26 protein-coding genes are annotated in these 23,369 nt (G+C 48.3%); 5 read left to right on the forward strand and 21 right to left on the reverse strand.

All coding sequences use genetic code 11. The annotated features are described in order from the left end of the window. Positions 1 to 5: 5 nt before the first annotated feature. The 15 genes from murD to DFR62_RS01885 form a co-directional block, all read right to left on the reverse strand. A complete protein-coding gene (gene murD, locus DFR62_RS01815; RefSeq protein ID WP_121297761.1) occupies positions 6 to 1,370 on the reverse strand; it encodes a UDP-N-acetylmuramoyl-L-alanine--D-glutamate ligase in 1,365 nt (454 codons plus the stop codon). Continuing rightward, positions 1,371 to 2,339 carry a phospho-N-acetylmuramoyl-pentapeptide-transferase gene (gene mraY / locus DFR62_RS01820; protein WP_121297762.1) on the reverse strand — a complete coding sequence of 323 codons (969 nt, stop codon included), beginning with the start codon at positions 2,337 to 2,339 and terminating at the stop codon, positions 1,371 to 1,373. 36 nt (positions 2,340 to 2,375) lie between these two features. Continuing rightward, positions 2,376 to 4,691: a penicillin-binding protein gene (locus DFR62_RS01825; protein WP_121297763.1), complete on the reverse strand. Its 2,316-nt coding sequence runs from the start codon at positions 4,689 to 4,691 to the stop codon at positions 2,376 to 2,378. After that, positions 4,688 to 5,047: a cell division protein FtsL gene (gene ftsL, locus DFR62_RS01830; protein WP_058383507.1), complete on the reverse strand. Its 360-nt coding sequence runs from the start codon at positions 5,045 to 5,047 to the stop codon at positions 4,688 to 4,690. The genes DFR62_RS01825 and ftsL overlap by 4 nt, the downstream gene beginning before the upstream one ends. A 12-nt stretch (positions 5,048 to 5,059) precedes the next feature. Next, positions 5,060 to 5,998: a 16S rRNA (cytosine(1402)-N(4))-methyltransferase RsmH gene (rsmH, locus tag DFR62_RS01835; protein WP_121297764.1), complete on the reverse strand. Its 939-nt coding sequence runs from the start codon at positions 5,996 to 5,998 to the stop codon at positions 5,060 to 5,062. Between the two features lie 21 nt (positions 5,999 to 6,019). Beyond that, positions 6,020 to 6,451, reverse strand: coding sequence for a division/cell wall cluster transcriptional repressor MraZ (gene mraZ, locus DFR62_RS01840; protein ID WP_121297765.1), 432 nt, complete (start codon positions 6,449 to 6,451; stop codon positions 6,020 to 6,022). Between the two features lie 147 nt (positions 6,452 to 6,598). Beyond that, positions 6,599 to 8,218 (reverse strand): bacillithiol biosynthesis cysteine-adding enzyme BshC, encoded by a 1,620-nt coding sequence (gene bshC, locus DFR62_RS01845; protein ID WP_121297766.1) that lies wholly within the window; start codon positions 8,216 to 8,218, stop codon positions 6,599 to 6,601. A 75-nt stretch (positions 8,219 to 8,293) separates the two neighbouring features. Then, entirely contained in the window at positions 8,294 to 8,674 is a 381-nt protein-coding gene (locus DFR62_RS01850) for a DUF3397 family protein (protein WP_121297767.1), read from the reverse strand. Continuing rightward, the gene (locus DFR62_RS01855; protein ID WP_121297768.1) at positions 8,674 to 9,531 is read right to left on the reverse strand and encodes a ketopantoate reductase C-terminal domain-containing protein; all 858 of its coding nucleotides are present in this window, start codon (positions 9,529 to 9,531) and stop codon (positions 8,674 to 8,676) included. Before DFR62_RS01855 ends, DFR62_RS01850 begins: the two co-directional genes overlap by 1 nt. Before the next feature lie 112 nt (positions 9,532 to 9,643). Next, on the reverse strand, positions 9,644 to 11,194 hold the full coding sequence (locus tag DFR62_RS01860) for an acyl-CoA carboxylase subunit beta (RefSeq protein WP_121297769.1): 1,551 nt from the start codon (positions 11,192 to 11,194) through the stop codon (positions 9,644 to 9,646). Between the two features lie 28 nt (positions 11,195 to 11,222). Further along, a complete protein-coding gene (locus DFR62_RS01865) occupies positions 11,223 to 11,438 on the reverse strand; it encodes an acyl-CoA carboxylase biotin carboxyl carrier protein subunit (RefSeq protein ID WP_121297770.1) in 216 nt (71 codons plus the stop codon). Next, a complete protein-coding gene (locus DFR62_RS01870; protein WP_121297771.1) occupies positions 11,435 to 12,784 on the reverse strand; it encodes an acetyl-CoA carboxylase biotin carboxylase subunit in 1,350 nt (449 codons plus the stop codon). The genes DFR62_RS01865 and DFR62_RS01870 overlap by 4 nt, the downstream gene beginning before the upstream one ends. A gap of 162 nt (positions 12,785 to 12,946) precedes the next feature. After that, a complete protein-coding gene (locus DFR62_RS01875; protein WP_121297772.1) occupies positions 12,947 to 13,699 on the reverse strand; it encodes an enoyl-CoA hydratase/isomerase family protein in 753 nt (250 codons plus the stop codon). 103 nt (positions 13,700 to 13,802) lie between these two features. Further along, positions 13,803 to 13,979 (reverse strand): 50S ribosomal protein L32, encoded by a 177-nt coding sequence (rpmF, locus tag DFR62_RS01880; protein WP_082799159.1) that lies wholly within the window; start codon positions 13,977 to 13,979, stop codon positions 13,803 to 13,805. Positions 13,980 to 14,003: 24 nt separating this feature from the next. Next, on the reverse strand, positions 14,004 to 14,540 hold the full coding sequence (locus tag DFR62_RS01885) for a YceD family protein (RefSeq protein ID WP_121297773.1): 537 nt from the start codon (positions 14,538 to 14,540) through the stop codon (positions 14,004 to 14,006). A gap of 384 nt (positions 14,541 to 14,924) precedes the next feature. Here DFR62_RS01885 and DFR62_RS01890 point away from each other — a divergent pair, with 384 nt between their 5' ends. Further along, on the forward strand, positions 14,925 to 16,139 hold the full coding sequence (locus DFR62_RS01890) for a nucleotidyltransferase (RefSeq protein ID WP_121297774.1): 1,215 nt from the start codon (positions 14,925 to 14,927) through the stop codon (positions 16,137 to 16,139). On the opposite strand, the gene DFR62_RS01895 is transcribed toward DFR62_RS01890, so the two are convergent. The 3 genes from DFR62_RS01895 to rsmD are packed head-to-tail and all read right to left on the reverse strand — an operon-like array spanning position 16,112 to position 18,240. Then, positions 16,112 to 17,137 (reverse strand): SepM family pheromone-processing serine protease, encoded by a 1,026-nt coding sequence (locus DFR62_RS01895; RefSeq protein WP_121297775.1) that lies wholly within the window; start codon positions 17,135 to 17,137, stop codon positions 16,112 to 16,114. The genes DFR62_RS01890 and DFR62_RS01895 overlap by 28 nt on opposite strands. 55 nt (positions 17,138 to 17,192) lie before the next feature. Continuing rightward, entirely contained in the window at positions 17,193 to 17,672 is a 480-nt protein-coding gene (gene coaD, locus DFR62_RS01900; protein ID WP_121297776.1) for a pantetheine-phosphate adenylyltransferase, read from the reverse strand. Continuing rightward, the gene (gene rsmD / locus DFR62_RS01905) at positions 17,665 to 18,240 is read right to left on the reverse strand and encodes a 16S rRNA (guanine(966)-N(2))-methyltransferase RsmD (RefSeq protein WP_121297777.1); all 576 of its coding nucleotides are present in this window, start codon (positions 18,238 to 18,240) and stop codon (positions 17,665 to 17,667) included. Before rsmD ends, coaD begins: the two co-directional genes overlap by 8 nt. Before the next feature lie 83 nt (positions 18,241 to 18,323). Here rsmD and DFR62_RS01910 point away from each other — a divergent pair, with 83 nt between their 5' ends. Beyond that, complete coding sequence (locus tag DFR62_RS01910) at positions 18,324 to 18,704, forward strand: DUF7147 family protein (protein WP_121297778.1); 381 nt, start codon at positions 18,324 to 18,326, stop codon at positions 18,702 to 18,704. On the opposite strand, the gene DFR62_RS01915 is transcribed toward DFR62_RS01910, so the two are convergent. Then, complete coding sequence (locus DFR62_RS01915; protein ID WP_058383491.1) at positions 18,705 to 18,977, reverse strand: YlbG family protein; 273 nt, start codon at positions 18,975 to 18,977, stop codon at positions 18,705 to 18,707. It lies immediately after the preceding gene. Between the two features lie 126 nt (positions 18,978 to 19,103). Here DFR62_RS01915 and DFR62_RS01920 point away from each other — a divergent pair, with 126 nt between their 5' ends. Beyond that, positions 19,104 to 20,021 (forward strand): glycerophosphodiester phosphodiesterase family protein, encoded by a 918-nt coding sequence (locus tag DFR62_RS01920; protein WP_121297779.1) that lies wholly within the window; start codon positions 19,104 to 19,106, stop codon positions 20,019 to 20,021. Positions 20,022 to 20,055: 34 nt separating this feature from the next. Here DFR62_RS01920 and DFR62_RS01925 read toward each other — a convergent pair whose 3' ends face one another. Then, the gene (locus DFR62_RS01925; protein ID WP_058383489.1) at positions 20,056 to 20,502 is read right to left on the reverse strand and encodes a YlbF/YmcA family competence regulator; all 447 of its coding nucleotides are present in this window, start codon (positions 20,500 to 20,502) and stop codon (positions 20,056 to 20,058) included. A gap of 94 nt (positions 20,503 to 20,596) precedes the next feature. Then, entirely contained in the window at positions 20,597 to 21,661 is a 1,065-nt protein-coding gene (locus DFR62_RS01930) for a CAP domain-containing protein (protein WP_121297780.1), read from the reverse strand. Between the two features lie 140 nt (positions 21,662 to 21,801). Between DFR62_RS01930 and DFR62_RS01935 the strand changes: the two genes are divergently transcribed. Both DFR62_RS01935 and ytvI read left to right on the forward strand, forming a co-directional pair. Further along, positions 21,802 to 22,167, forward strand: a complete 366-nt coding sequence (locus tag DFR62_RS01935; RefSeq protein ID WP_121297781.1) for a YugN family protein — start codon at positions 21,802 to 21,804, stop codon at positions 22,165 to 22,167. A gap of 87 nt (positions 22,168 to 22,254) precedes the next feature. Then, positions 22,255 to 23,313, forward strand: a complete 1,059-nt coding sequence (gene ytvI, locus DFR62_RS01940; protein ID WP_121297782.1) for a sporulation integral membrane protein YtvI — start codon at positions 22,255 to 22,257, stop codon at positions 23,311 to 23,313. Positions 23,314 to 23,369: the final 56 nt, after the last annotated feature.

The raw sequence follows: 23,369 nt of genomic DNA on the forward strand, positions 1-23,369 counted from the left end.
TCGCCTTATTCGTTCGCTTCTGTATATTTCCGTACCGCTTCGATGAACGCATCGCCACGGACTTCAAAACTTTCGTATTGATCCCAGCTCGCACAAGCAGGAGACAATAGGATTGTATCCTCCGCAGAGGAGTGGCTGACCGCCTTTTCGACCGCGTCGTCCATCAATCCAGCTTTGATGACCGTCGGGACATGGCAGCTTTCTGCAAATTCAGCAAAACGGTCTGCCGTCTCGCCGAAAGTGACGAGCACTTTCACGCGGTCCATATAGGGACGCAATTCTTCTAGGGAATGCTGGCGCTCCAGTCCCCCCGCAAGCAAAATGATGTTGTCGTTGAAAGCTTCCAGCGCACTCTTGGTGGCAAGTTCATTCGTTGCCTTTGAATCGTTATAGAACCGTCTTCCTTGCCATTCCCCAACGAATTGGGAACGGTGCTTAACCCCAGTGAAAGAAGTCAATACGCGAATGATGGTTTCTTTCGTTCCTCCTGAAAGAAGCATTGCCGCAGTGGCGGACAAAATGTTCTCAAGATTATGCTCACCTGCCAGCATGATCCGCTTGCGCTCGATCAGCGGTTCGCCTTGCCAATAAATATAGTCGCTGTCTGCGCTGATGCTTTCTTCGGTGCGGCCTTTCAAGGTGAAAGGAATGCCTTGTGCTTTGACAGTCTTGGCATGGTCCACGAGCATTTGCTGGTCGGCATTGTAAATGAAATAATCATCAGCCGTCTGGTTTTCCGTGATTTTCTTTTTCGATCCGATATAGTCTTCCAGCGATCCATGATAATCAAGATGCGCTTCATATAAATTGGTGATAATCGAGATATGCGGGCGGAACGATTCCGTCCCTTTTAGTTGGAATGAAGAAAGTTCTGTGACAATGACGTGGTCAGCTGTCGCTTTTTCTGCCACTCCGCTTGCCACTGTGCCGATATTCCCCGCAATAAGCGGTGATTTACCATCTTGATTGAGCATATGGAATAACAAAGTCGTCGTCGTGGTTTTGCCGTTCGACCCCGTGATGCCGATAAACGGCGCTTCGCTGATGCGGTAAGCCAGTTCGATTTCGGTCCATACCGGGATGCCTTTTTCCAATGCTTTCTGGATCAGGTGGTTGCGATAAGGAATCCCCGGATTCTTGATGACCAGCTCAAAACCTTCATCCAATAAATCTTCCGGGTGACGCCCGCAAATGACCGTGACACCCAAATTCAATAGTTCCTGGGCTTCAGGGTTTTCTTCAAAGGGCTTGGAATCATTGACCGTCACGAAAGCCCCGAGTTTATGTAAAAGGCGTGCAGCGGTAAAACCGCTCTTCGCCAATCCGAGCACAAGCACTTTCTTTTGATGCAGTTGCGGCAAATCTTTCATTTACATGACCTCCAATAAAACGGCAATCGCAGCGCTGATGAAGCCGACACCCCAAAATACGGTGACTACTTTCCATTCAGACCAGCCGCTCAATTCAAAATGATGATGGATCGGGCTCATTTTGAATATGCGTTTTTTCCGTAGTTTAAAACTTCCGACCTGCAAAATGACCGAAGCGGTTTCGATGACGAACACCAAACCGATCAAGAGCAAGAGCAATTCCTGTTTCAGTAGGATCGAAACCATGGCAAGTGCACCGCCAAGAGCCAAGGAACCTGTATCGCCCATGAATACTTTTGCCGGGTATTTGTTGAAAACGAGGAATCCGATCAGCCCGCCTGCAACAGCAAACGTGAACAAGGCAATCCCGGTTTCCTGCTGGACGATCGCCAATATGCCGAATGCAGCAAAAGCGATGGATGCCGTTCCAGCGACCAGCCCGTCAAGACCATCCGTCAAATTGACGGCGTTTGAGAAGCCGACCAACCAGAACACGATGAACAAGACATATACCCAACCAAGTTCGATGGATACATCCGTAAAGGGAATGCCGAGTGCCGTATCAAAGCCGTTTGCGCGCAGTAAAAAGAACGACAAAACGGCAATGACAATTTGCGCCAGCAATTTCTGCAGTGACGTCAGCCCAAGATTGCGCTTGAGCACCACTTTGATGAAGTCATCCAAAAATCCGATCAATCCGTAACCGAATAGAACAATCAGCAAAATGACCACTGGCGTTGTCAATTCACCATTGAAAGCGGCGACCAATAGGACCGTGACGATGATGGAAATAAGGAATACTAATCCGCCCATCGTTGGTGTCCCTGTTTTTTTCAAATGGGATTGCGGGCCTTCCTCACGGATGCTTTGCCCGAATTTCATGCGTTTCAATAGTGGGATGAATACTGGCATCAATGCAACGGTCATGACCAATGCAATCCCAAATCCAAATATATTTATACCTTCCATAATAGAGCTCCTTTAAAGACGAGTACACTCGTTCATTTATTCATTATTCACAGGTTGTTCCGTTTGTTGTTCTGTTGGTTCTGTTGGTTCTTCAGTTATGGGTTCTGTTGTAGTTTCAGTGGTTTCCTGGCTTTCTGTTGCAGCTTGTTCAGTCTCAGTCTCCTGCGCTTTTTCAGCATTCAGCGATTGCTCCGGATAAAATATTTCCGGTGGCTGCAATTCGATGATTACCGATTCGCCTTTATCCGGTACTGCTCCTTGTGCAACACTTTGCGTCATGGCAAAACCTTGGCCTGCAATTTCAAGCGGCAATCCGCTGAGCGCCTGGAACGCCAATAGTTCCCGCTTCGACCAGCCCGTGAAATCTGGAATGGCCGTGGTACCGCCAGTTCTCAAAATGATATTTTCACCAGCCACCAATTTCTCGCCGGCTGCTGGATATTGATCACTTATTTGAGAATTATCACCAGCGATAATCGGGTTCAACCCCTTGGCTTTTAGCTGAGAAACCGCCTCTTCCATAGGAAGCCCTTTATAGTCTTCAATTTCAACAGTCTTTGCTTCCACTGAATTCTCAGGTGCGATGTTCAAATACTTCAATCCGTTTTCCATGACAGACGTGAAGATTTTGGATACCGGGACAGAACCGTATTCATCCGCAGGCAATTGAGGCTGCTGCACGCCGATGTAAATCAATAGTTCCGGGTCATCTGCCGGGGCCATTCCGAGGAATGAGAACAAATAATTGTTCGAGCCCGTCATATACCGTCCGTCTTCTCCAGGAACTTGTGCGGTACCGGTCTTCCCTGCTACAGAATAATCCTGCAATGCGAAGCCTTGCGCAGAGCCAACTTCCGATGTGACAGTGGAAGCCATGATTTCACGCACTTTTTTCGCGGTTTCTGCTGAAATCGGCGTACCGGCTTCTTGTGGTTCAGATTTCACAGTTACATCGCCTGTATCCGGATTCTTGATTTGATCGATGATATACGGTTTCATCATCGTGCCATCTCCGGCCAGAGCTGTTGCTGCCTGGATCATCTGAATCGGCGTAACGGTCGACCCTTGTCCATAGGAAGTGGTCAATTTATTGATCGGGTATTGATCCAGGATCTTTCCTGCCGCTTCATTCGGCAAATCGATGCCGGTTTTTTCGCCGAAACCGAAAGCATCGATGTAATTCATGAAATTATCCGCACCGAGGCGCTCAAGTAAATAACCCATCGATACGTTGGAAGAACGCTGAAAGCCTTCAAGGAACGTGATGCTGCCCCAGCCGCGGCCGCTGTTATGGTCGCCGATTGTACGGTCCAGCAATGTATAGGTCCCGGAATCATAATAAGCATTCGGATCCCATTTGCCTTCTTCGACAGCTGCCGCCAATGTGAATACTTTCATCGGCGAGCCAGGCTCGATTGTCAGTTCGATGCTCTCGTTTAACCAATTGTCCGATAAGCCTTCACGCGTGTTCGGGTTGAAGGTCGGGCGCTGGGACATGCCCAGGATCTCGCCGGTATCCGGATCGGCGATCACAGCTATCATGCGTGCCGGGTTGTATTCTTCCTGGACGCTCGACATGGCATCTTCCAAAAAGTTCTGAAGCGTGCGGTCCAGCGTCAATTGCAGATTGGATCCGTCGATAGCGGGAGTGACAGCTTCTTGGCTGTTAGGCAATAGATATCCCCATTTATCCGTATCAAACTCCATTTTACCGTTTTTGCCCGTCAAGACTTCGTCATGAATGGACTCCAAGCCCATTTTGCCTTTGGTCTTCACTTGGCCATCCTCGACTTCTTCTTTCATGGCGAAGCCGATTAGATGGGAAGCAAACACACCGTTCGGGTAAAGGCGTTTAAGATCCTTGACGAACAATAAGCCCGGCAGATCTTTTTCCTTCATCTCAAGCATCTGTGTGTGGCTGATTTCGCGTCCGGCTGCGCCGAACTCCACCTGATAACGGTCTTTTTCGATTCCATTTTCCAGAATGCTGACTAACTCTTCTTTCGGCGTCCCCAATTGCTCAGAGAGGTACGCTGCCGTTTCTTCGGCATCGATCACGTGATTCGGTTCTTTTGGATTCGTCGTTACCGATTCATCCAGCACCGCCACTAATTTATACGTCAATGTGTCTTCTGCAATGACTTCGCCGTTGCGGTCCAAAATCTTCCCGCGTTCTGCGGTCAGTACTTCTTCCTGGCTGTATTTGGCAGCTGCTCTCGCAGCCAATTCCTGACCTTCCACTTTGCCCGTCGCTTGAATTGTGATTATTCTGGCCATTAAAAGGAAAAAGAGCCCTGCAAATAGTAAAAATAGCAGAAAGGCTCCTCCTTGAAAACGAAATTTTTTCTTCATTGTCCCGGCACTACCTTTACATTTCGCTCATTTAATTTTAAGCCGTAATCCTTTGCTTTCGACCAAATGCGCTCATATGAAGACAGTTCACTTACTTGCACGGACAAATCGGTATTTTGTTTCGTCGTTTCATTGATTGAATTTTCAATTGTCTGGATTTCCTGCGTGGAAGCTTGGATTGTCGACTGATTTTGCAAGACGAGCAATGCGCACATGATGCAGACAGCCAGGAAAGCTGTGTAAAGAATTTTCTCGCCCTTCGTAATGCGTTTTTTCTTTTTTGCCGGCTGTCTATTCGGACTTTGCGGAACGGCCGGCTGCTGGATGTAGGTTTGGGTTCTCGCATTCAACGCCATTTAAACACGTCCTTAGAGTTTGATTTTCTCCGCAATCCGCAACTTGGCGGAACGCGACCGATTATTATGCGCCAATTCTTCTTCCGATGGCAATATTGGTTTTCGAGTAATTAATTTCAATTTCGGTTCAAGACCGTCCGGGATGACCGGCAAGTTCGGCGGCAGTTCCGGAAGTGATGAAGCTTCCTTGAATAATGCCTTCGTCAAGCGGTCTTCGAGCGAATGGAAAGTGATGACGCTGATTCTTCCGCCGATTGCGAGCATGTCGATCGCATCCTGCAAAGAAGTTTCAGCAGCCCCAAGCTCATCGTTCACCGCGATGCGGATCGCCTGGAATACACGTTTTGCCGGATGCCCGCCTTTACGCCTCGCTGGCGCCGGAATGCCGTCTTTGATGCATTCGACCAGTTGCGCTGTCGTTTCGATTGGTTGTTTTTCTCTCGCAGCTTCGATTTTACGTGCAATCTGCTTGGAGAACTTTTCTTCTCCATAACGGTAGAAAATGCGTACCAAATCTTCGAAGCGCCATTCGTTCACGACATGGTAAGCGCTCAGTTCCGCACTTTGGTCCATGCGCATATCGAGTGGGGCGTCATGATGATAGCTGAATCCGCGTTCCGGCGTATCGAGCTGCGGCGACGAAACGCCCAGGTCATATAAGATGCCGTCCACGTGCTCGATTCCGCGTTGTTCTAATTCTTCCTTTAAATCTTTGAAGTTTGCATGGATAAAAGTGATCTTATGTAAATGGTCTTTCAGTTTTTCTTTTGCATGTTCGATTGCTGTTACATCCTGATCAAAGCAGTACAGATGTCCCTGATCGGATAGCTGCTGGGCCAAATATTCGCTGTGGCCGGCACCGCCGAGTGTACAATCTACATATATGCCATCAGGACGAATGTTCAGCCCATCGACAGTTTCATGCAGCAAAACTGTAGTGTGATTGAACAACCCAGTCCCCCCGTTCGTTAATTAAAAATCAAAGTCAGTTAAGTTTTCGGCAATTTCATTAAAGGATTCTTCGGATTCTTCGAAATACGCTTCCCATGCATCTTTCGACCATATTTCAAAGCGGTTGGAGACGCCGAGAATGACGCACTCTTTTTCGATTTTGGCATATGACAAAAGGTTGGCAGGTATATTGACGCGCCCCTGCTTATCAAGTTCCACTTCCTGGGCCCCTGAGAAGAAAAAACGGGTGAATGCGCGCGCATCTTTTTTCGTAACTGGCATTTCTTTTAATTTTTCTTCAATTTTATTCCATTCATTCATCGGATAACCAAATAAGCACTGATCCAGGCCTCTGGTGATCACAAAATGCTCACCAAGCAATTCACGGTATTTTGCAGGAACGATTAATCTGCCCTTAGCATCAACATTGTGTTGAAATTCGCCCATGAACATGCCTTTCACCCCACTTATTATAATTAATGTACCACATTCCCCCACATGCCACCACTTGTTTTTGAAATATTTCACTATTGTTACAGCATTTCATCTCAAAGAGTTTACTTCACATAAAAAAAGCCTGCATATGCAGGCTTTTCCAAGTTAAAGAGTGACAATTTTGTGGGTGTTATCGTATTTCATCGGCAGCGCTAATAGGTCTTCCACTAAAGCTTTGCCATACTGGTTCAAATAAGGGACCGGGTTATATATCCGCTCCTGCAACCCTGATTCCGGCAAGAGGGCATTTTCGATCGTTGCAAGTTGATTGAACTGCGTGCTGTTCTGGATCGCCACTTCATCTTGCAGTTTGTGTTTCAAGAAATCGAGCTGAGCCAAGTGGATGCGCAAGTTCTTCTCGGCCAAAGGCGTGAGTCCGGCACTAACCGCTGTAAAACGGCTGATCAGTTCTTCGTACTCTTTCGCCAAGCCTTGTTTGACTTCATCAATTTTCGCTTCCGTTTCTTCGTCTCTTATGTGATCGAAAAGTTCATTGCGCAATTGGGGAATTTTCCGCTCCACGACGACCTCTTCAAAACTCAAGTCCCGCTTCTCCAAAAGTGCTGCAGTCCGGCGGTCGACCAAGCTGACACTGAGCCTTGGCATGACAATCGGCATCTCCATTCCCATGACTTCGAATGCGCCTTTTAACGCCGCCCAATAGGCGATTTCGCCTGGCCCGCCGACAAAAGCGAGCACCGGAAAGACGAGATCCTGCATCAACGGCCGTGTTACGACATTATTGCTGAGACGCTGGGGTTCGTTCTTGGCAATCTCCAAGAGTTCCTGTTCCGTATAGCTGATCGCCGTATTCTTGACGGCAAAACGGCTACCATCACGCTCGAGCAATAGGCGTTCGCCTTCGATCGTGATGAAGAGATGCGCCGCTTCCTCTTTGGCATCGATCCCTGCTGTATAACCGTCCTCTTGAAGCGCTATTTCAGTTTCCACAACCGTTTTCGCTATCGCTTTGCTGTTTCCGATGATCTGTGAGAAAAAGCTTGATTCATAGGCGCGCAATTGCTCATAGGCTGCGTCGATATAAAGCAAGCCTTCCTGGTTGAAGAAATGATTGAGCAAACTTGCAAAAAATGCGGTAAATGTATCGGCTTTCTCGAGATGGCCAAATACTAAGGAATGGATTTCCTTCGTATGCACGGTCTCGGGCAGGCTGCGGAAATATTCTTCCAAAAACGCCTCGATTTCATCTGCTTTAAGCGGTGCGTGTGAAGCAGCGCATTTCCCAAGTTTGGCATGCGGGTAATTCAGCTTTTCGACACGTCCGTTCGTTTCGCGGTAAATATGGCAAATCTCGGCCAAGTCATGGTCTTCCCCGGCGATCCAAAATACCGGCACGACCGGTGTATCTAGCTTTTCAGAAGCTTCTTTCGCCAATAAAATCGCAGAAATTGCTTTGTGCACCGTATACAAAGGACCTGTCAATAACCCGGCCTGCTGGCCAGTGACGACGACCGATGCGCCTTTTTCGAAACGCTCAAGATTTTGCCTTGCCGCTTCAGAGATTCCGAAAGGTTCCATATAACTTGCGATGATGGACACCAGCTTTTCGCGATCGACCGGATGGCTTTCAAGAGTTTCAAGCCTTTTACGGGCTTGTTTCAAGGAAGGCCCATAGGAAAAGTATCGCAAAATCGTTTGTTCTTCGTTCGTATAATCAGCCATCAGTTTGGAGGATGGCGGTATGTATTTCTCCTCTAATTTCATGAAGTTGAATCCCCTTTTCGCTTTACATTCAAAGACTACTATAACAAAAGGAGGATTGCTTGAGAAAAAATCCGCCTAGCGGAATGATTGGATTGCTAAAAAGATGAGGCCGGCAAGCCAAGTGACGGCATAAATGGCAGACAAAGCCAAAAAACAAATGCGCCAGACTTTGCGCAGGAACTTGATCACTTCGAGTTCTTTTTGAGTCTTCCATTCACGGATCAGCAGAAAGATCGCAAACAGTAAAGCTGCCATGAGGATAAAAGGCTGAACTTCGAAGCCAAACAGCAATTCAATCGATGCCGGCACTGAAAAAAACAACAGAAAGGCAGTGACATCAGCCGCAATGCCAAGCGCTTTGCGTTTTTGTGATTTATAGGTCAATGCGTAAACAAATAAAAACAAGATAAACGGGACGTAAAGCAGCACGTTCCCGGCAGTAGATATCCATTCCATCAGTTTTCCTCAACAGTCTTCAATAAGTGGTAGAACGCTTTGAACAAAGGCAAATCCAATTTCGAAATCTGCAGGATGTACAGCATCAGCCCATCCACATCCATCGAGTCACCGGCCATTCGGTCTGCAAGCATGGAAGATATTTCTTCCGGGCGTGACGCGCAATAAGCAGCGACGCGTTCGATCGGCTGCAAGCTTTCGATTTCCGGAAATGCTAAATACAATTCGTTATACAGATTGCGGAACAGTTCGTAGGCATTCGGATCAGTAATCAAACGCCCTTTTTCGATTTTCATCAGCGCCGTCAACGGATTGATGAGGCTGTCTCTCAACAGCTGTTCGAACAACCGGCTCTCGATATCCTCTGTCCATTGCACCGCCATGTGGCCCACATTCGTGAGCACTTCGAATTGAGCCGGCTCGCCTTTCAATACGCCAAGGCTAAGCTGAGGCGTTTTCGAGTAATTAATTTCGTGTGCATTGATTTTGACTGCGTCGCAATCCAATGTGGCGACCGCGATTTGGCGATGCGCCAATAAGCGGGCTTTTTCGATATACAGCATCCCTTGCTGGACAAACACGAGCGGATTGCTAGGCCGGCGAATTTTCAGCAACCTTAAGATAGGCGGCAGTTCATCTGAATGAACCGTAATAAATATATAAGCATCCGGGTCCACCTGTTCAAAATCATTATAAACGGCGATTTGCTGTTGTTCTGTTCCATAAATGAGCCCATGCGCGTTAAGTTCAGCGGCTTGTTCTTCATTCGTGATGATCAGCTGCACATCGCCTTCTTTTTTCAATAGATGTGCCAGCAGCAATGCCTGGGCGTTTCCGCCAATAATTGCGAATTTCATGGAAACCCCTCCTTTTTTAAAGAGCAATCGTAGGTAGCAAACGGTCCCTTGTCTTGGGCGTCTGCTAAAAAAGAAGCCTGCCTTATAAGGCAGACTCCACGTCTATTACTCATTATACAGGAATGATCGGATGTTTTCGATATGGCAAAGGCAAATCTTTCGTCGCATAAATCGACAAGCGCTTGGACAGTTCCTCGCGAAGTGCATATGGCGCGACGATTTCATCGACAATGAGCTCTGATGCCAAGCGGTAAATATTAATTTCTTCTTTATATTCCTGATGTTTTTGCTGGACATAGGCCAGGCGTTCTTTCGGGTCTTCAATCGCTTCGATCTTGTTGGAGTATACTGCGTTGACTGCCGCTTCAGGGCCCATGACGGCAATTTGCGCTGTCGGTAGCGCAATGCACACGTCCGGCTCAAAGGCAGGGCCCGCCATCGCGTACAAACCAGCACCGTATGCTTTACGCACGACGACTGAAATCTTCGGCACAGTAGCCGCACTCATCGCAGAGATGAACTTGGCGCCGTGGCGGATGATGCCTGCGCGTTCCACTTTCGTGCCGATCATAAATCCAGGCACATCGGCCAAGAACAAGAGTGGAATCGAGAAGGCATCGCATAGATTGATGAACTTGGCGCCCTTGTCGGCAGAATCACCGAACAAGACGCCGCCTTTTACTTTCGGCTGGTTGGCAATGATGCCGACTGCTTGCCCGTCGATGCGCGCAAGACCGGTAATCAATTCCGGCGCGAACAGCTTCTTGATATCGAAGAAGCTGTCTTCATCGATCAATTGGTCGATCAATTCATACATATCGAATGGTGCGTTCTGATTTTCCGGAATGATCTCTTCCAGGCTGCGGCCCGCTTTTTTCGCTTTCGCTTCGAGCACTTCAGGCTTGCCGGCAAAATTCGCCGGGAAAAATGCCATATAACGGCGCGCTTCTGAAATTGCTTCTTCTTCAGTGGAAACGAGAACATCGCCAACGCCGCTCACGGTACAGTGCATGCGGGCGCCGCCCATTTCCTCGAGCGATACTTTTTCGCCGATGACTTTTTCGGCCATGCGCGGCGACCCCAAGTACATCGAAGCATTTCCTTCGACCATGATGACGATATCGCAAAACGCAGGGATATACGCCCCGCCAGCTGCAGACGGGCCGAACAATAAGCAAACTTGCGGCACCATTCCGGACATGCGTACTTGGTTGTGGAAAATACGGCCTGCGCCGCGGCGGTTCGGGAACATCTCCAATTGATCGGTGATGCGGGCGCCTGCAGAATCGACCAAATAGAGCATCGGCACTTGCATCTTTTCAGCCGTTTCCTGGATGCGGATGATTTTCTCTACAGTCCGTGATCCCCACGACCCGGCTTTAACGGTCGAATCGTTCGCCATGACGCAAACGGTTTCGCCGTTCACTTTGCCAATCGCCGTGACGACGCCATCTGCCGGAAGATCGCCCGCTTCCACATTCGCGAAACGGCCGTCTTCAATATAGTCACCGTCATCAAAAAGTAAATTCAAGCGGTCTCTGACAAATAGTTTATTGCTTTCTTTCAATTTCTCATGGTATTTCTCTTGCCCGCCCGCGAAAATCTTGGAAAGCTTTTCTTCGAGCCGTGTATTATATCCCGTTGTTTCAGTCGTTTTCGTCATTTCTTCCACCCCTTTGGATTCAAATGCCTTATTCGCCGAGCGTCACCAATGTGTCCCCTTCGTTGACAAAGCTGCCAACTTCCACATCGACTTTTTCAACGTTTCCGCCGAATTCCGCTTCTACCGGAATCTCCATTTTCATTGATTCAAGAGTCATGACGGTTTGTCCCGCAGATACGGAATCCCCTTCGGATACTGCAATGTTCAAGACCGTTCCGGCCATAGATGCTGTTAGTTGTTTCATACTGTTTTTTCCTCCTTTTGTTGTGTAAGCCACTGAGCCAATACAGCGGTCGCATAATTTCCTTCTATAAATGGTTTCGATTCAATGAATTGGTCGAAGAGCGGCAAATTGGTCTTCACGCCTTCAATCGCCGTTTCGTCAAAGAACTTCCTGGATTTCTCCAAGACCTCTTCTCGCGAAGCTCCTGTCAAAATCACTTTGGCGATCATCGGATCGTAAAAAGGCGTTACTTTATTGCCTTCTTCGTATCCAGTTTCAATGCGGGCGCCAGTACCCCATTTCAAGACAGCTAGCGACCCTGGTGACGGGAAGAATGTTTTCGGGTCTTCCGCATAAATGCGGTATTCGATCGAATGGCCGTTTGTATGGATCGTATCTTGACCGGGCAAAGTTTCACCCTTGGCCACATTGATTTGCCATTCGACGAGGTCGACGCCTGTCACTTCTTCAGTAATTGGATGTTCCACTTGCAATCGGGTATTCATTTCCAGAAAATAAAAGTCATTATTCTCATCAACGATGAACTCAACCGTTCCTGCATTGGTATAACCCACCGCGCGAGCCGCTTGAACGGCTGCTTCGCACAATTTGGTTCTGGCGGATTCCGGCAAATCCGGTGACGGCGATTCTTCAATGACTTTTTGGTTGCGGCGCTGCACAGAGCAATTGCGCTCATACAAATGGACGATATTGCCCGACTCATCGCCGAAAATCTGAACTTCGATATGGCGTGCATTGGCAATGAATTTCTCCAAATAAACGATATCGTTCCCGAAGTACGCTTTAGCACGGTTTTTCACCGAATCAAACTGTTGAGTGAGCGCTTGCTCATTTTCACACAGCACCATGCCGATGCCGCCGCCTCCTGCACTCGCCTTCAACATCAGCGGATAACCGATCGCTTTCGCTTCCAAGACAGCCGCATCAATGTCTGACACCCCTTCAGCTGTACCTGGCACGACCGGCACACCGGCTTGTTTCATCGTGTGCCGAGAGCCGAGCTTATCGCCCATCGTTTCGATGACTTCAGGTTTCGGGCCGATAAAGATTAGCCCCGCTTCTGTGACTTTGCGCGCGAAATCCGCATTTTCCGATAGCAGGCCATAGCCTGGATGGATTGCTTCAACATTGCGCTTTAATGCTTCTTCAATGATTTTATCTGCTTGTAAATAGGATTGCGCGACCGGATTCGGGCCGATCGCTGCCGCTTCTGTCGCTTCACTCACATATGGCAGTTCCCCATCCGCCTCGGAGTGGATCGCGACTGTTTCGATGCCGAGGCGGTCGCACGTGCGGATAATCCGCCGTGCAATTTCGCCCCGGTTGGCAATCAGGATTTTTTTCATGTATGAAATACCCCCTAAGTTTTCTCCCTTCTCTAGCATATACGAATTTTGTAAGCGATTTCAACTATTGAAAAAAATATTTTCCATAATGTTCCGTCTGTTCGCTTCTATTACGCGGCGAAGCTGTTGTCAATCCATAAAAAATAAGCCCCCTTAGGAGCCTTATTTTTTGCTTTTATTCAAAAACCCATCGACGGCTTGATGATGGGCTTCTTTGGCCCACAATCTAGCGCACTCACGGATCTCCTGATCGACCCGCTGTTTCAAATTCGTTTCCTGCCATTTACGGATCGCGATCTCTTTATAAGCACGGTGTACGGACGGCAGCACACGGTTCATTGATGCCAGGAATTGTTCGATATCCCCGTCCTCTTCGATGATGGCACTAGCCCATCCGTTTTCAAGCAATTCGGTCGCTGTATAAGCGCGCGCATCGCTGAGCATTTTGAGTGCCGCGTCATGCTTCAAAGTTTCAAAAAGATAGGTGCCGCCTCCCCACCCGCTCGTGATGGCCAGCGTCCCTTGAATAAAGCCGCATTTGGCGTGGCTCTTCACCAGCCGGTAATCGCACGCTGTCGCAATCTCACAGCCCCCGCCAACCGCGGTGCCGTTGACGAGCGCAATGACCGGGACAGGAATTGTCTTGATGCGATACAAGGCTTCGCCCATGCGGCTCAGCATCGGCCAAGCCTGCTGTTCTGTTTTCAGTTCGTGGAAAACGGACAAGTCGCCGCCTGAACAAAATGCCTGCTCGCCTGTTGCCGTGATGATGACATAACGGATGTCTTCTTCCCTGGCGCGGTTAGCGAGTTCTTCAAACCCTTCCATCACTTCGTTGTTGATAGCGTTGCGGATATGGGGCCGGTCGATCGTAAATGTCATTACCTGATTTTTTGTTTCGATTATGTATGCCATGTTTTGACTCACCTCTGGCTCTAGTTTACCTGTTTTTCGGCAAATGAAAAAGGTTATCCGGAGCCATGGCCTCCGGATAACCTTTTTCTAAGCAAATACTGTTTTATTTGCTAGCTACTACTTCTTTGCCTTTGTATGATCCACATGCTTTGCAGACATGGTGAGCCAATTTACTTTCGCCACAGCTTGGGCACGCTACCATACCAGGTACGGATAGCTTGAAATGCGTACGGCGTTTTCTTTTAGCGGTTTTGGATGTTCTTCTGAACGGTACAGCCATTGGTGACACCTCCTTACAATGATTCTATTCATCTGTCTGATCGAAATACTTGGCTAAATCAGCCAGTCTTGGATCCGGTTTTGATTGTGCTTCTTCCTTCTCGGCCTGAACTTCTTCGTCTGACAAATAAGACCAGTCGTTGCCGCCTTTGATGACGGTTTGTTCTGAGTCTTCCTTGAAGACCTGAATAGGGACTTCAAGGGCGATCAGCTCTTCCAATATCGGCTGAAGATTAATGACTTCAGTCGTTACCGTGTGGACATATTCGTCCTCGCCTTCTTCACGGCCTTTTTCAGACCAATCGAAGATTTCCACGGTGTCGATGCTGATCGGGTATTCGACATCTTCCCAAGTTCGTGCACAGGGCAGCGTAAGCGTCCCTTCAAGATGGAGCATGCACGTCATTTGTTGCGAACCAATCGTACAGTGTCCTGTGACGTGTATAGGAGATACGGCGCGAATATCGCTATTGCGCTTTTTCGCCTCATCCAATTGAACATACTGGTCAATTGGCATCCCGTCGTTACGATACTTTTGTAGCTGTTGAATCGCTATTTTCATAAGTAATCACCTCAAGACAACAAAGTTGATTATATAATGTAGAACAAACGATGTCAAGAAAAAATCTTGTCACCATAATTCGCTCATCGTTATACTATATAAGTTGAACAAATGCTTTAATAATTTAATATAAAACGATATTCCGCAAAACAGCTAGCTTTCCTGGGGGCTTGCGCTGAACTAATTCGGGCTAGCCGCCCGAATGGATTTCAGCACTTCGCTAATCCCCAAGGAGTCTGCGCTATTTTGCTCCATATCTGCTAAATATCTCAAATGAAAGAGTGGAAAGCGTCCGTCTCGAACGGTTTCATTTCTAACTTTTACGGATTATAAAATTTTTGTTTAACTTATATACAACCAATCATACCAAAAGAAGGTGATGTAATGAAAGCGACAGGAATCGTTGTTGAATATAACCCGTTTCATAATGGCCATTTGCATCATGCGTCGAAAGCAAAGGAGCTGTCAGGCGCAGATGTGGTCGTTGCCGTCATGAGCGGCCAATTCCTCCAACGCGGCGAGCCGGCGTTTGCCGATAAATGGACGCGCACGGAAATGGCGCTGTCGGCTGGCGTCGATGTGGTCATCGAATTGCCTTATGCTTTCGCGACCGCTCAGGCATCTGAATTCGCGCGCGGCGCCATCCATTTGCTCGACGCAGCAGGATGCGATTCTTTTTGCTTCGGCAGCGAACAAGGCGAAATTGAACCGTTCTTGAACAGCCTGGAATTATTGAACACCAAAAGAGAGCAATACGAAACAATCATCCATGACAGGGTGCAGACCGGAATCAGCTACCCAAAAGCGTTGAACGACGCTTACCTTTCTTTAACGAATAACAGCAACCGCTATGCCGACTTAACCAAACCGAACAATATCCTCGGCTATCATTATGTCGAAGCCGCGCATGCGATCAACCGAGCAATGGCGCCGCTGACGATACAGCGCATCGGTGCAGGCTATCACGATCCGCTAGAGCCTGGTGTCGCGATTGCCAGTGCGACCGGCATCCGCAATGCCTTTTTCGAAGGTGAGGAGCTCGGGGAACTAGCACCCTATTTACCGTCGAGCAGCATCCGTTTGCTGGAGCAGGTTCACGCGGAACAGCAAGGATTTGTCGACTGGCAACGATTCTATCCCACGTTGCGCTTCACGATTTTACGCGAAGGGCCAAAAGCACTTGCACGTTTTGCCGAAGTAACGGAAGGCATCGAAAACTTGATCCATGAGTCGGCTAAGCGCTCGGAGACCTTTGATGTCTTCATCAGCCGCGTGAAGAGCAAACGCTTCACACGGACGCGTATACAGCGCATGTTGACCCACATCTTCACGGGGTACACGCAACAGGAAGCACAAGCGGCCAAACAGCCGGAATACATCCGCTTGCTTGGCATGACGCATAGCGGCAGGCGTTATTTGAATGAACGAAAAAAAGCCATCCCGCTCCCTGTCATCAGCCGCGCAGCGGATTTGACAGGAAACATGGGACAGCTCGATATCCGCGCATCGGCACTTTACCTTCAAGCGATCGGCGCAGACTCATTGAAAAAGGAATACACAACACCGCCTATTTACCTGGGCGATAGTTCCGACAAATAATCAAGTGCCGCATCGATATCGGTGACCGGGACGATATCCATCTCGGTGCCGATTTCTTCTGCGGTTTCCATCGCGACATCAAAATTGCTCGGCGTTCCGGATTCGCCCTCATTGTCCGGTGCGAAGAAAACGTCGATGCCGGCACGGTCTGCCGCCATGACCTTTTGGTCGATCCCGCCGATAGGCCCGACCGTCCCGTCGCTTTCCATTGTGCCGGTTCCCGCGATGTCATACCCGTGGGTAATGTCTTCATCGAGCAATTGGTTCAGGATTTCCAAGGTGAACATCAACCCGGCGGACGGTCCGCCGATGGTGTCGGAATCGATCGAAACATCCGGAGTCGTTTCGATTTCTTTGTCTTCCACAAACGAAATGCCGATGCCCGCACGCTCAGGCTCTGTCGGCAGCGGGGCTAGCGTGACCGTTTGGTTAATCGTGCGCTCATCGCGCTCGATCACCAGTTCCACTTCATCCCCCACCTTCTTGGTGCCTAAATAATCAAGGAAATCTTCCATCGAATCATAAGCTTGCCCATCGATTTCCAATAAACGGTCGCCTGGCGACAATAAACCGGCAGCCGCCCCGTCTTCCAGCACGTTTAGGATGAACACGCCGTTACTCGATACTTCATAGGGCTTTCCTGCTTCTTCAAAGGCCACTTGCAGCGCATTGACCTGTGAATCGGACATCAGCTTTAATTGCCTTACATTGTATTCCTCATCGCTTTCATGAGGGCTTCTCACTTGTTCCGGGTCGAGCACTTTATAACCTTCCTGAAATTGCGCCATGATGTATAAAGCTGGAGTCGCATTGAACATCGTCACCGTCATCAAGCTGAGCGTACCTGCATCATCTTCATCCCGTCCCTCCACTTCCACCAGCGGCGATAGCTCATATGCATCGCCTGGGCGTGAAATATAGGCATCCAGCCGGTAGGAGCTGACAAACACGACGAGCGCCATCACCAGAACAAAAAACCATAGTTTTTTATTTTTCATCGCATATCCTCTCCTTTTCGTTCGAACCACAACAAAAAGCCACGTGTCACGTGACTTATTTGAACTTTTCTATTAATGCTTTTTCCACCGCTTCCGGGACCAGCCCGGAAATCTTGCCTTGATATTTCGCCACTTCTTTGACAATGCTCGAACTGAGGAAAGAATATTGGTTGTTCGACACCATGAACAAAGTCTCGATGTTTTCATTCAAGAAACGGTTCATGGACGTGATTTGCATCTCGTATTCAAAATCCGATACGGCCCGCAAGCCGCGGATGATCGCATTCGCTTCTGCTTCCACCGCGTAATCGATCAGCAAGCCGGCGAAGGAATCGACCGTCACGTTCGGAATGGTTTTGGTCACTTCAGCAATCAAAGCCATCCGCTCATCTACATCGAACAATGGATTCTTCGACGAATTGTTCATGACTACCACTTTCACTTCATCAAAAATCGATGACGCCCGTTTGACGATATCCAAATGGCCCATCGTAATCGGGTCGAAACTCCCCGGTACTACTGCAATTTTAGTCAATGCGTTCTCCCTCTTCCCCCTGGTAGCGGTAAATTGAAATGATCGTATTTCCATATAATTCCTTTTTAAACCGAACACATCCAGCTGTTTCGTCCGGCAATTCAATGTCCCGCTCATGTTCACACACGATGATTGCCTCTTCTTCAAGCAAGCCGAATTCAGCTGCCTTCCCCATCAATCCGTAGGCTTTTTCCATATGGTATGGCGGATCGAGAAACAGCAAGCAAGCTTTTACGCCATTTTTCTTCATGGCTTTCAACCCGCGTTCAGCATCGGCGCGGTATACTTCCGCTGATTCCGCAAACTTGGTTTTTTCCAGATTGGCCTGGATGGTCTCTACGGCTTTTTTGTCTTTATCGGTAAAAATCGCATGGTCGACACCACGGCTCAAGGCTTCAATCCCGAGCCCGCCGCTTCCGGCAAACAAGTCCACTGCCGTTCCGCCATCAAAAAATGGGCCGATCATATTGAAGATGGATTCTTTTACTTTATCAGTCGTCGGCCTCGTCGAATTCCCGGGAACCGCTTTCAAAGGCAGGCCTTTCGCCTGTCCTGCTACTACACGCATACTATCGCCTCTTACTTTATCATTTTAGTACTGCAAATACCGCCCATAATGTTAGAATGGATTCTGGAAAGGACGTGTTTTAGATGATACAACGTTTTATCGAGCTTGGAGAAGGGTACGGCGATATATATGAACTTCGCCAATTGATGGAAAGCAATCAAGAACGGTTTATGCACGGATTCGTCTTCGTTTCAAAAACAAAAGATGGCCATCCAGTCGTTTCCGTTGCAGCTGCATTCCGGCCAGCCCAAGAAGGCAATTTCATGCCGATCTATTTATGCCGCGAAGGCGTACCGGACGGGTCAAAACGATTGGCCGTGTTTGAGGACAAAGTAAAGCAATTGGGCCATGAGCCGATTCGCATGGACGTCAAGCATTCTTCACAATACGCAGACACCAAACTTTATTTCGGCCATCTCATCGCCATTCTCAGGCTCAACCATTATATTCCGCCGATGCAATGATCACAAGCCGATTTTATAATCGTATTCCTTCGCTTTATCGGGCTTGGCATTTTCATATTCCGTCTTAAGGAAAGGACGCTGGGACTCCAGCACTTTCTTGACATACGGCAGCTTGGATAGTTTTTCTTTTGTGGCTTCGATTTTGTCCTGATCCATATAGACGACAACATATTTCAATTTGCGGGAAATAAAATGGACGTGTCCATACTTCCGCAGCGATTTTGCTTGTTTCAGCTGATGCACATAGACAATCAGACCTTGGCGATCATGCATATCTATCCCTCTTTTCTAAACTCTAGAATACCATAGGTCTAAAAAAAGCCGCAACCGAATAAACTGACAGCAAGTGAAGCGTTCCGCTATAATGTGGATACTACCAAAACAGGGGGTAATACATATATGGGTAAGAAAACGAAAATCGGACTGGCCGCAGCCGCTGTTGGCGCAGCCGCATGGGCCGGCTCTAAAGCATTTACGGAACCACAGCAACGGCCTCAAAAAGCCGTGCTCGATTATAAGCATCCGATCGTACTGGCCCATCGCGGCGGCAGCTCGCTCGCGCCCGAACATACGATGGCGGCTTTTGACCGCGCCGCAGAACTCGGCGTGCACGGCTTTGAAATCGATATTCGCATGACCAACGACGAAGAAATTCTGGTTTTCCATGATGAATTTGTCGATCGCACGTCCGGCTCAGCCGGCCGCGTAGCCGAAATGACACTCGAAGAATTGCGGGAGCTTGACCTTGGCTATCATTTCGTTGATGACAAGGGCGAAAACTCCTACCGCGGAAAAGGCGAAAAAGTCGTCCTGCTTCGTGAACTGCTGGAGAAGTTCCCGCAGATGTATATCAATATCGATATCAAAGACGCACCTGATACGTATGAAGGCAGTCTGGTGCCATCGAAGCTGTGGCGCTTGATCGAATCACTTGGCGCGGAAGACCGTGTCGTCGTCACCAGCTTCTACGACGAACAAATCGACCGCTTCAATTTATACGCCCAAAACCGTGTGGCTCTTGGCGCTGGAGAAAATGAAGTGCGCAAAGCTTTCACTTCCTTCAATAGCCAGTTCGGCCATCTGTATGCACCGCGAGCGGATGTCGTGCAGATTCCGGTGAAACATTCGGTATTCCGCCTCGACTCTGCACGGTTCATTGCCTTCCTTGACCGATTGAATGTCCCGGTTCATTATTGGGTCATCGACAACAAGGAAGCGATGGAGAAATTGATCAACGCCGGAGCCAAAGGCATCATCACCGACCGGCCTGATATCGCCATCGAATTGATTTCGGCATTAGAAGAAAAACGCCAATAAAAAAAGTGCAACCCATTGAGGTTGCACTTTTTTATTATGCGGAGCAGGAACAGCCGCCGCCTGTGCCGCAGCCGCTTCCGCACGAGGAATCCGAAGAAAAGAACGGATTGCTCGAGGGGATCTTAACGGCTTCTGACACCGAACGGCCCAGGATAAAGCTCACTTGGTCCATCAAATCCTGCAGCTCATTTTCCGCGAGCCGCAGCTCTGCTACCTTTTCATTAAGGTCCAGCCGGCGTTTATCCACGCGGATTTGCTTCATCACCCGTTTGTAGTCAGGGTGGTATTTGCCGAAGCGCTGCACTTCTTCGTACAGCTCCTTCAGCCTGGCGAAATCATGGATCTCCCTCGCCAATAGTTTATCGCTATAGACAGAGTCATAGGCATCGCGGTATTTCGCAGCCTGCTCTGATTGCAGTATCATTTCACTCAGCTCGTCCGCAGAGTCAGTTATACCGACCCATTCGTAGGTCATGATCACTTTGCATTCCTCCTCTACGCTTTCATCATATCAGATTGTTTTCCAGATTCATACACCGATTACTCCTGAAAATAGCTGAAAATGAAAGCTCGCCCTATTGGCTTTCGTAGACGCCCGAATCTTGCTTCAACAGGATCTGGCTATAATACTTGCCGAACACGCCGACGCCGACCTGGTTGTATTGTGTACTCAATAAGGTTCCCCTGTGGCTCGGGGAGTTGAACCATCCATGCAAGGTCTCCGGTGCATCATAATAGCGCGAAGCCGTATTGATTGCCGCCAGATCAAACGGAATATCCGCACCTTGCAGGCGGGCTTCCAAATCCGACACTTCCATCTCAACGGAAGTGAACTCCATGCGTGCCATTTCTTCGCTTGTCTGCTCTGCCAATATACTGATGCCGACATTTTCCTTGACCAAGGAGCGCTGATGGCGAAGCCGGTAGACATTGGTCAAATCGACCAGTTGTTTAGCGTTCGCATCATCAATCGACCGCTGCAAGGTCGACGACGGCCTTGGAGTCACCAATAAATCGCCTGAATACATCATATCGTAAGGCTGATGGCGGATCAGCGTTTCCGCATCCATGAACCTAACCGCCTCTAATTGCTGGTCTTCAGCGTCAATATACAATTGCGCGTAGAGGTCCTCAAACCTGACCAAGATCCGTTTATCCATATCCTGCTCACTTAAATTAAAAGTATACGTATTGGTGCCATATTTTACGGTCACTTCATTCTCGACGATCGTAAACCTGTACAAGTCAGCGAGCGTCTGCCCGATCGTATAAGGTTCGACATCTGTAGACTCACCAGCTGCATAAACTTGGACAACGCGCCCTTCCTTTACTCCCACCATGACGAAATTGGAATATGCGGCATCGTACACCCACCACTCATAGCCAAAAGCGGATGGCTCGATGCGGTCGGGCTGGCCATGCTCTGCCAACCAGTCTTCCGATGGCTCCCCAATGTGAACGGAAAGCCCGCTCGTTGGCCGTTCAACATCAAGCACAGATTCCGTCAAGTTATCGGCCGGTAAAGGATCTGCTGGCCGCGGTGCTTCAAGTAATTCATTTTCACTGATTGACGGGTCCAAGTAAAACAGTCCAATCAGGACAATCGCCAAGAAAATCATGATGCGTAACAAGTCCTTCACTGAATCAGCTCCTGACACCCATTTTCCCCATTATAACAGCCGCCTGCATTCTGACACAATCTAGCCATTGCATGTACCTAAAATATGATCTATTATTAAAGGAGCATTCAGTCTTTTTTTGTTATAGAGGAGGAGATCCCATGTATTTTGAAAATACAGGACTAGAGAACATCGAAGTGGATATTACATTGCTTGAAGACATCATGAACAAGCATGGCTTAACGAAAGAAGGCCAGTGGGATTATGAGCGTGTCACATACGACCGCAAATTCATCGTCCGCGAAGGCACTTATTACTTGCGCGTTTTCGCATACGCGATCGACGGAGATGTTGATGCCAACGATGCGACTGTCCGCGTCTTGAAGCCGGTCATCGGCAAGCACTACTACCCGCATGGCGTTGAATACGGTGAAGACGAGCATTTCCCGGATCACCTATTGAAAACTGGCGCTGAAATTTTGGCTTCCATCAAAAAAGAAATTTCCGAGTTCGAAATCAAAGCGTAAAATTTCCGCAGTTCAATACGAACTGCGGTTTTTTTAAACAAATGCTTTGCCGTGGAATTTCACGCAGTCAATTGAAGGAGGTTTATTGTGGGCAAGTGGTTTAATAAAAAATTGGCGACCATATTGCTGGTCATCGCTATCGTGGCTTTAATCTCTATATACATATTGCCGATTGCTGTTCCGTTAATCATTGCGTTGCTCACCGCCATCTTTCTTGAGCCTTTCGTCAAATTTATGCAGAGAAGGTTCAAATGGGAGCGCAAAGGTGCAGTCATCACGGTATTCATCTTATTCCTCGTCATCGCTTCCGGCTTGGTTTACTGGATTATTACGCAGTTGGTTGGGCAAATTATACAATTCTCAAAAATGGTTCCAGAGTATACAAATTCCCTCTCACATATGTGGGGCGAAGTGGAAGCCTTCTTCCTGCGTTCTACCGCCGAAATGCCTGTTGAAGTCGTCAATTCATTCGAAACGGAAATGATCGCTTTTGCAGAAGGCATTCGCGACTGGATCTTAACATTCGTCAACTACGATACAGTCACTAATTTATTGACGGGCATCCCTTCTTTTTTGGTCAGCTTCATCGTCTTCCTCATCGCCCTATTCTTATTCATGCTTGATTTGATGGATTTGAAAGGCATGCTGTTCAACCGCTTGAAGGAATCGACAGCCGAGAAGGTACGCTTTATGAGCGCACGGTTGAACAATGTCGTTTTCGGCTTCCTGAAAGCCCAATTTCTCGTCAGCTTGATCATCTTTGCGGTTTCATTGATCGCCTTGTTGTTCATCGCCCCCGAATATGCCTTGGTCATGTCGCTCGTCATCTGGGTCATCGACTTTATCCCGATACTCGGGTCGATTATCGTATTGACCCCTTGGTTCATTTACATGTTCATCGTCGGCGATATCGTCCAAGGAACGCAGCTTGCGATTTTGGCCTTGGTGCTATTGGTCATCCGCAGAACTGTTGAACCGAAAGTGATGGGCACTCAAATCGGGCTGTCCCCTCTTGCCACATTGATCGCCATGTTCATCGGCCTTCAATTGATCGGCTTTCTTGGCTTTTTCATCGGGCCGCTATTGGTCATTCTCTTTACTTCGGCACGCGAAGCCGGGATCATCAAAATGGAGTTTAAAGTTTAAAATGCAAAATAAAAGCACTGAGCAAATTATGCTCAGTGCTTTTTCATAATGTTGAA

It is taken from the genome of Planococcus citreus, assembly GCF_003664125.1.
Taxonomy (GTDB): domain Bacteria; phylum Bacillota; class Bacilli; order Bacillales_A; family Planococcaceae; genus Planococcus; species Planococcus citreus.

Excerpts from the sequence above, each read along its gene's own strand:
- DFR62_RS01850 (WP_121297767.1), bottom strand. The coding sequence starts at position 8,674 with ATGGAATGGATATCTACTGCCGGGAACGTGCTGCTTTACGTCCCGTTT.
- mraY (WP_121297762.1), bottom strand. The coding sequence starts at position 2,339 with ATGGAAGGTATAAATATATTTGGATTTGGGATTGCATTGGTCATGACC.
- rpmF (WP_082799159.1), bottom strand. The coding sequence starts at position 13,979 with ATGGCTGTACCGTTCAGAAGAACATCCAAAACCGCTAAAAGAAAACGC.
- DFR62_RS01935 (WP_121297781.1), top strand. The coding sequence starts at position 21,802 with ATGTATTTTGAAAATACAGGACTAGAGAACATCGAAGTGGATATTACA.
- DFR62_RS01860 (WP_121297769.1), bottom strand. The coding sequence starts at position 11,194 with ATGACGAAAACGACTGAAACAACGGGATATAATACACGGCTCGAAGAA.
- DFR62_RS01865 (WP_121297770.1), bottom strand. The coding sequence starts at position 11,438 with ATGAAACAACTAACAGCATCTATGGCCGGAACGGTCTTGAACATTGCA.
- murD (WP_121297761.1), bottom strand. The coding sequence starts at position 1,370 with ATGAAAGATTTGCCGCAACTGCATCAAAAGAAAGTGCTTGTGCTCGGA.
- DFR62_RS01855 (WP_121297768.1), bottom strand. The coding sequence starts at position 9,531 with ATGAAATTCGCAATTATTGGCGGAAACGCCCAGGCATTGCTGCTGGCA.
- bshC (WP_121297766.1), bottom strand. The coding sequence starts at position 8,218 with ATGAAATTAGAGGAGAAATACATACCGCCATCCTCCAAACTGATGGCT.
- DFR62_RS01910 (WP_121297778.1), top strand. The coding sequence starts at position 18,324 with ATGATACAACGTTTTATCGAGCTTGGAGAAGGGTACGGCGATATATAT.
- DFR62_RS01895 (WP_121297775.1), bottom strand. The coding sequence starts at position 17,137 with ATGAAAAATAAAAAACTATGGTTTTTTGTTCTGGTGATGGCGCTCGTC.
- DFR62_RS01870 (WP_121297771.1), bottom strand. The coding sequence starts at position 12,784 with ATGAAAAAAATCCTGATTGCCAACCGGGGCGAAATTGCACGGCGGATT.
- DFR62_RS01875 (WP_121297772.1), bottom strand. The coding sequence starts at position 13,699 with ATGGCATACATAATCGAAACAAAAAATCAGGTAATGACATTTACGATC.
- DFR62_RS01920 (WP_121297779.1), top strand. The coding sequence starts at position 19,104 with ATGGGTAAGAAAACGAAAATCGGACTGGCCGCAGCCGCTGTTGGCGCA.
- DFR62_RS01825 (WP_121297763.1), bottom strand. The coding sequence starts at position 4,691 with ATGAAGAAAAAATTTCGTTTTCAAGGAGGAGCCTTTCTGCTATTTTTA.
- mraZ (WP_121297765.1), bottom strand. The coding sequence starts at position 6,451 with ATGTTCATGGGCGAATTTCAACACAATGTTGATGCTAAGGGCAGATTA.
- ftsL (WP_058383507.1), bottom strand. The coding sequence starts at position 5,047 with ATGGCGTTGAATGCGAGAACCCAAACCTACATCCAGCAGCCGGCCGTT.
- DFR62_RS01885 (WP_121297773.1), bottom strand. The coding sequence starts at position 14,540 with ATGAAAATAGCGATTCAACAGCTACAAAAGTATCGTAACGACGGGATG.
- DFR62_RS01890 (WP_121297774.1), top strand. The coding sequence starts at position 14,925 with ATGAAAGCGACAGGAATCGTTGTTGAATATAACCCGTTTCATAATGGC.
- DFR62_RS01915 (WP_058383491.1), bottom strand. The coding sequence starts at position 18,977 with ATGCATGATCGCCAAGGTCTGATTGTCTATGTGCATCAGCTGAAACAA.
- rsmD (WP_121297777.1), bottom strand. The coding sequence starts at position 18,240 with ATGCGTGTAGTAGCAGGACAGGCGAAAGGCCTGCCTTTGAAAGCGGTT.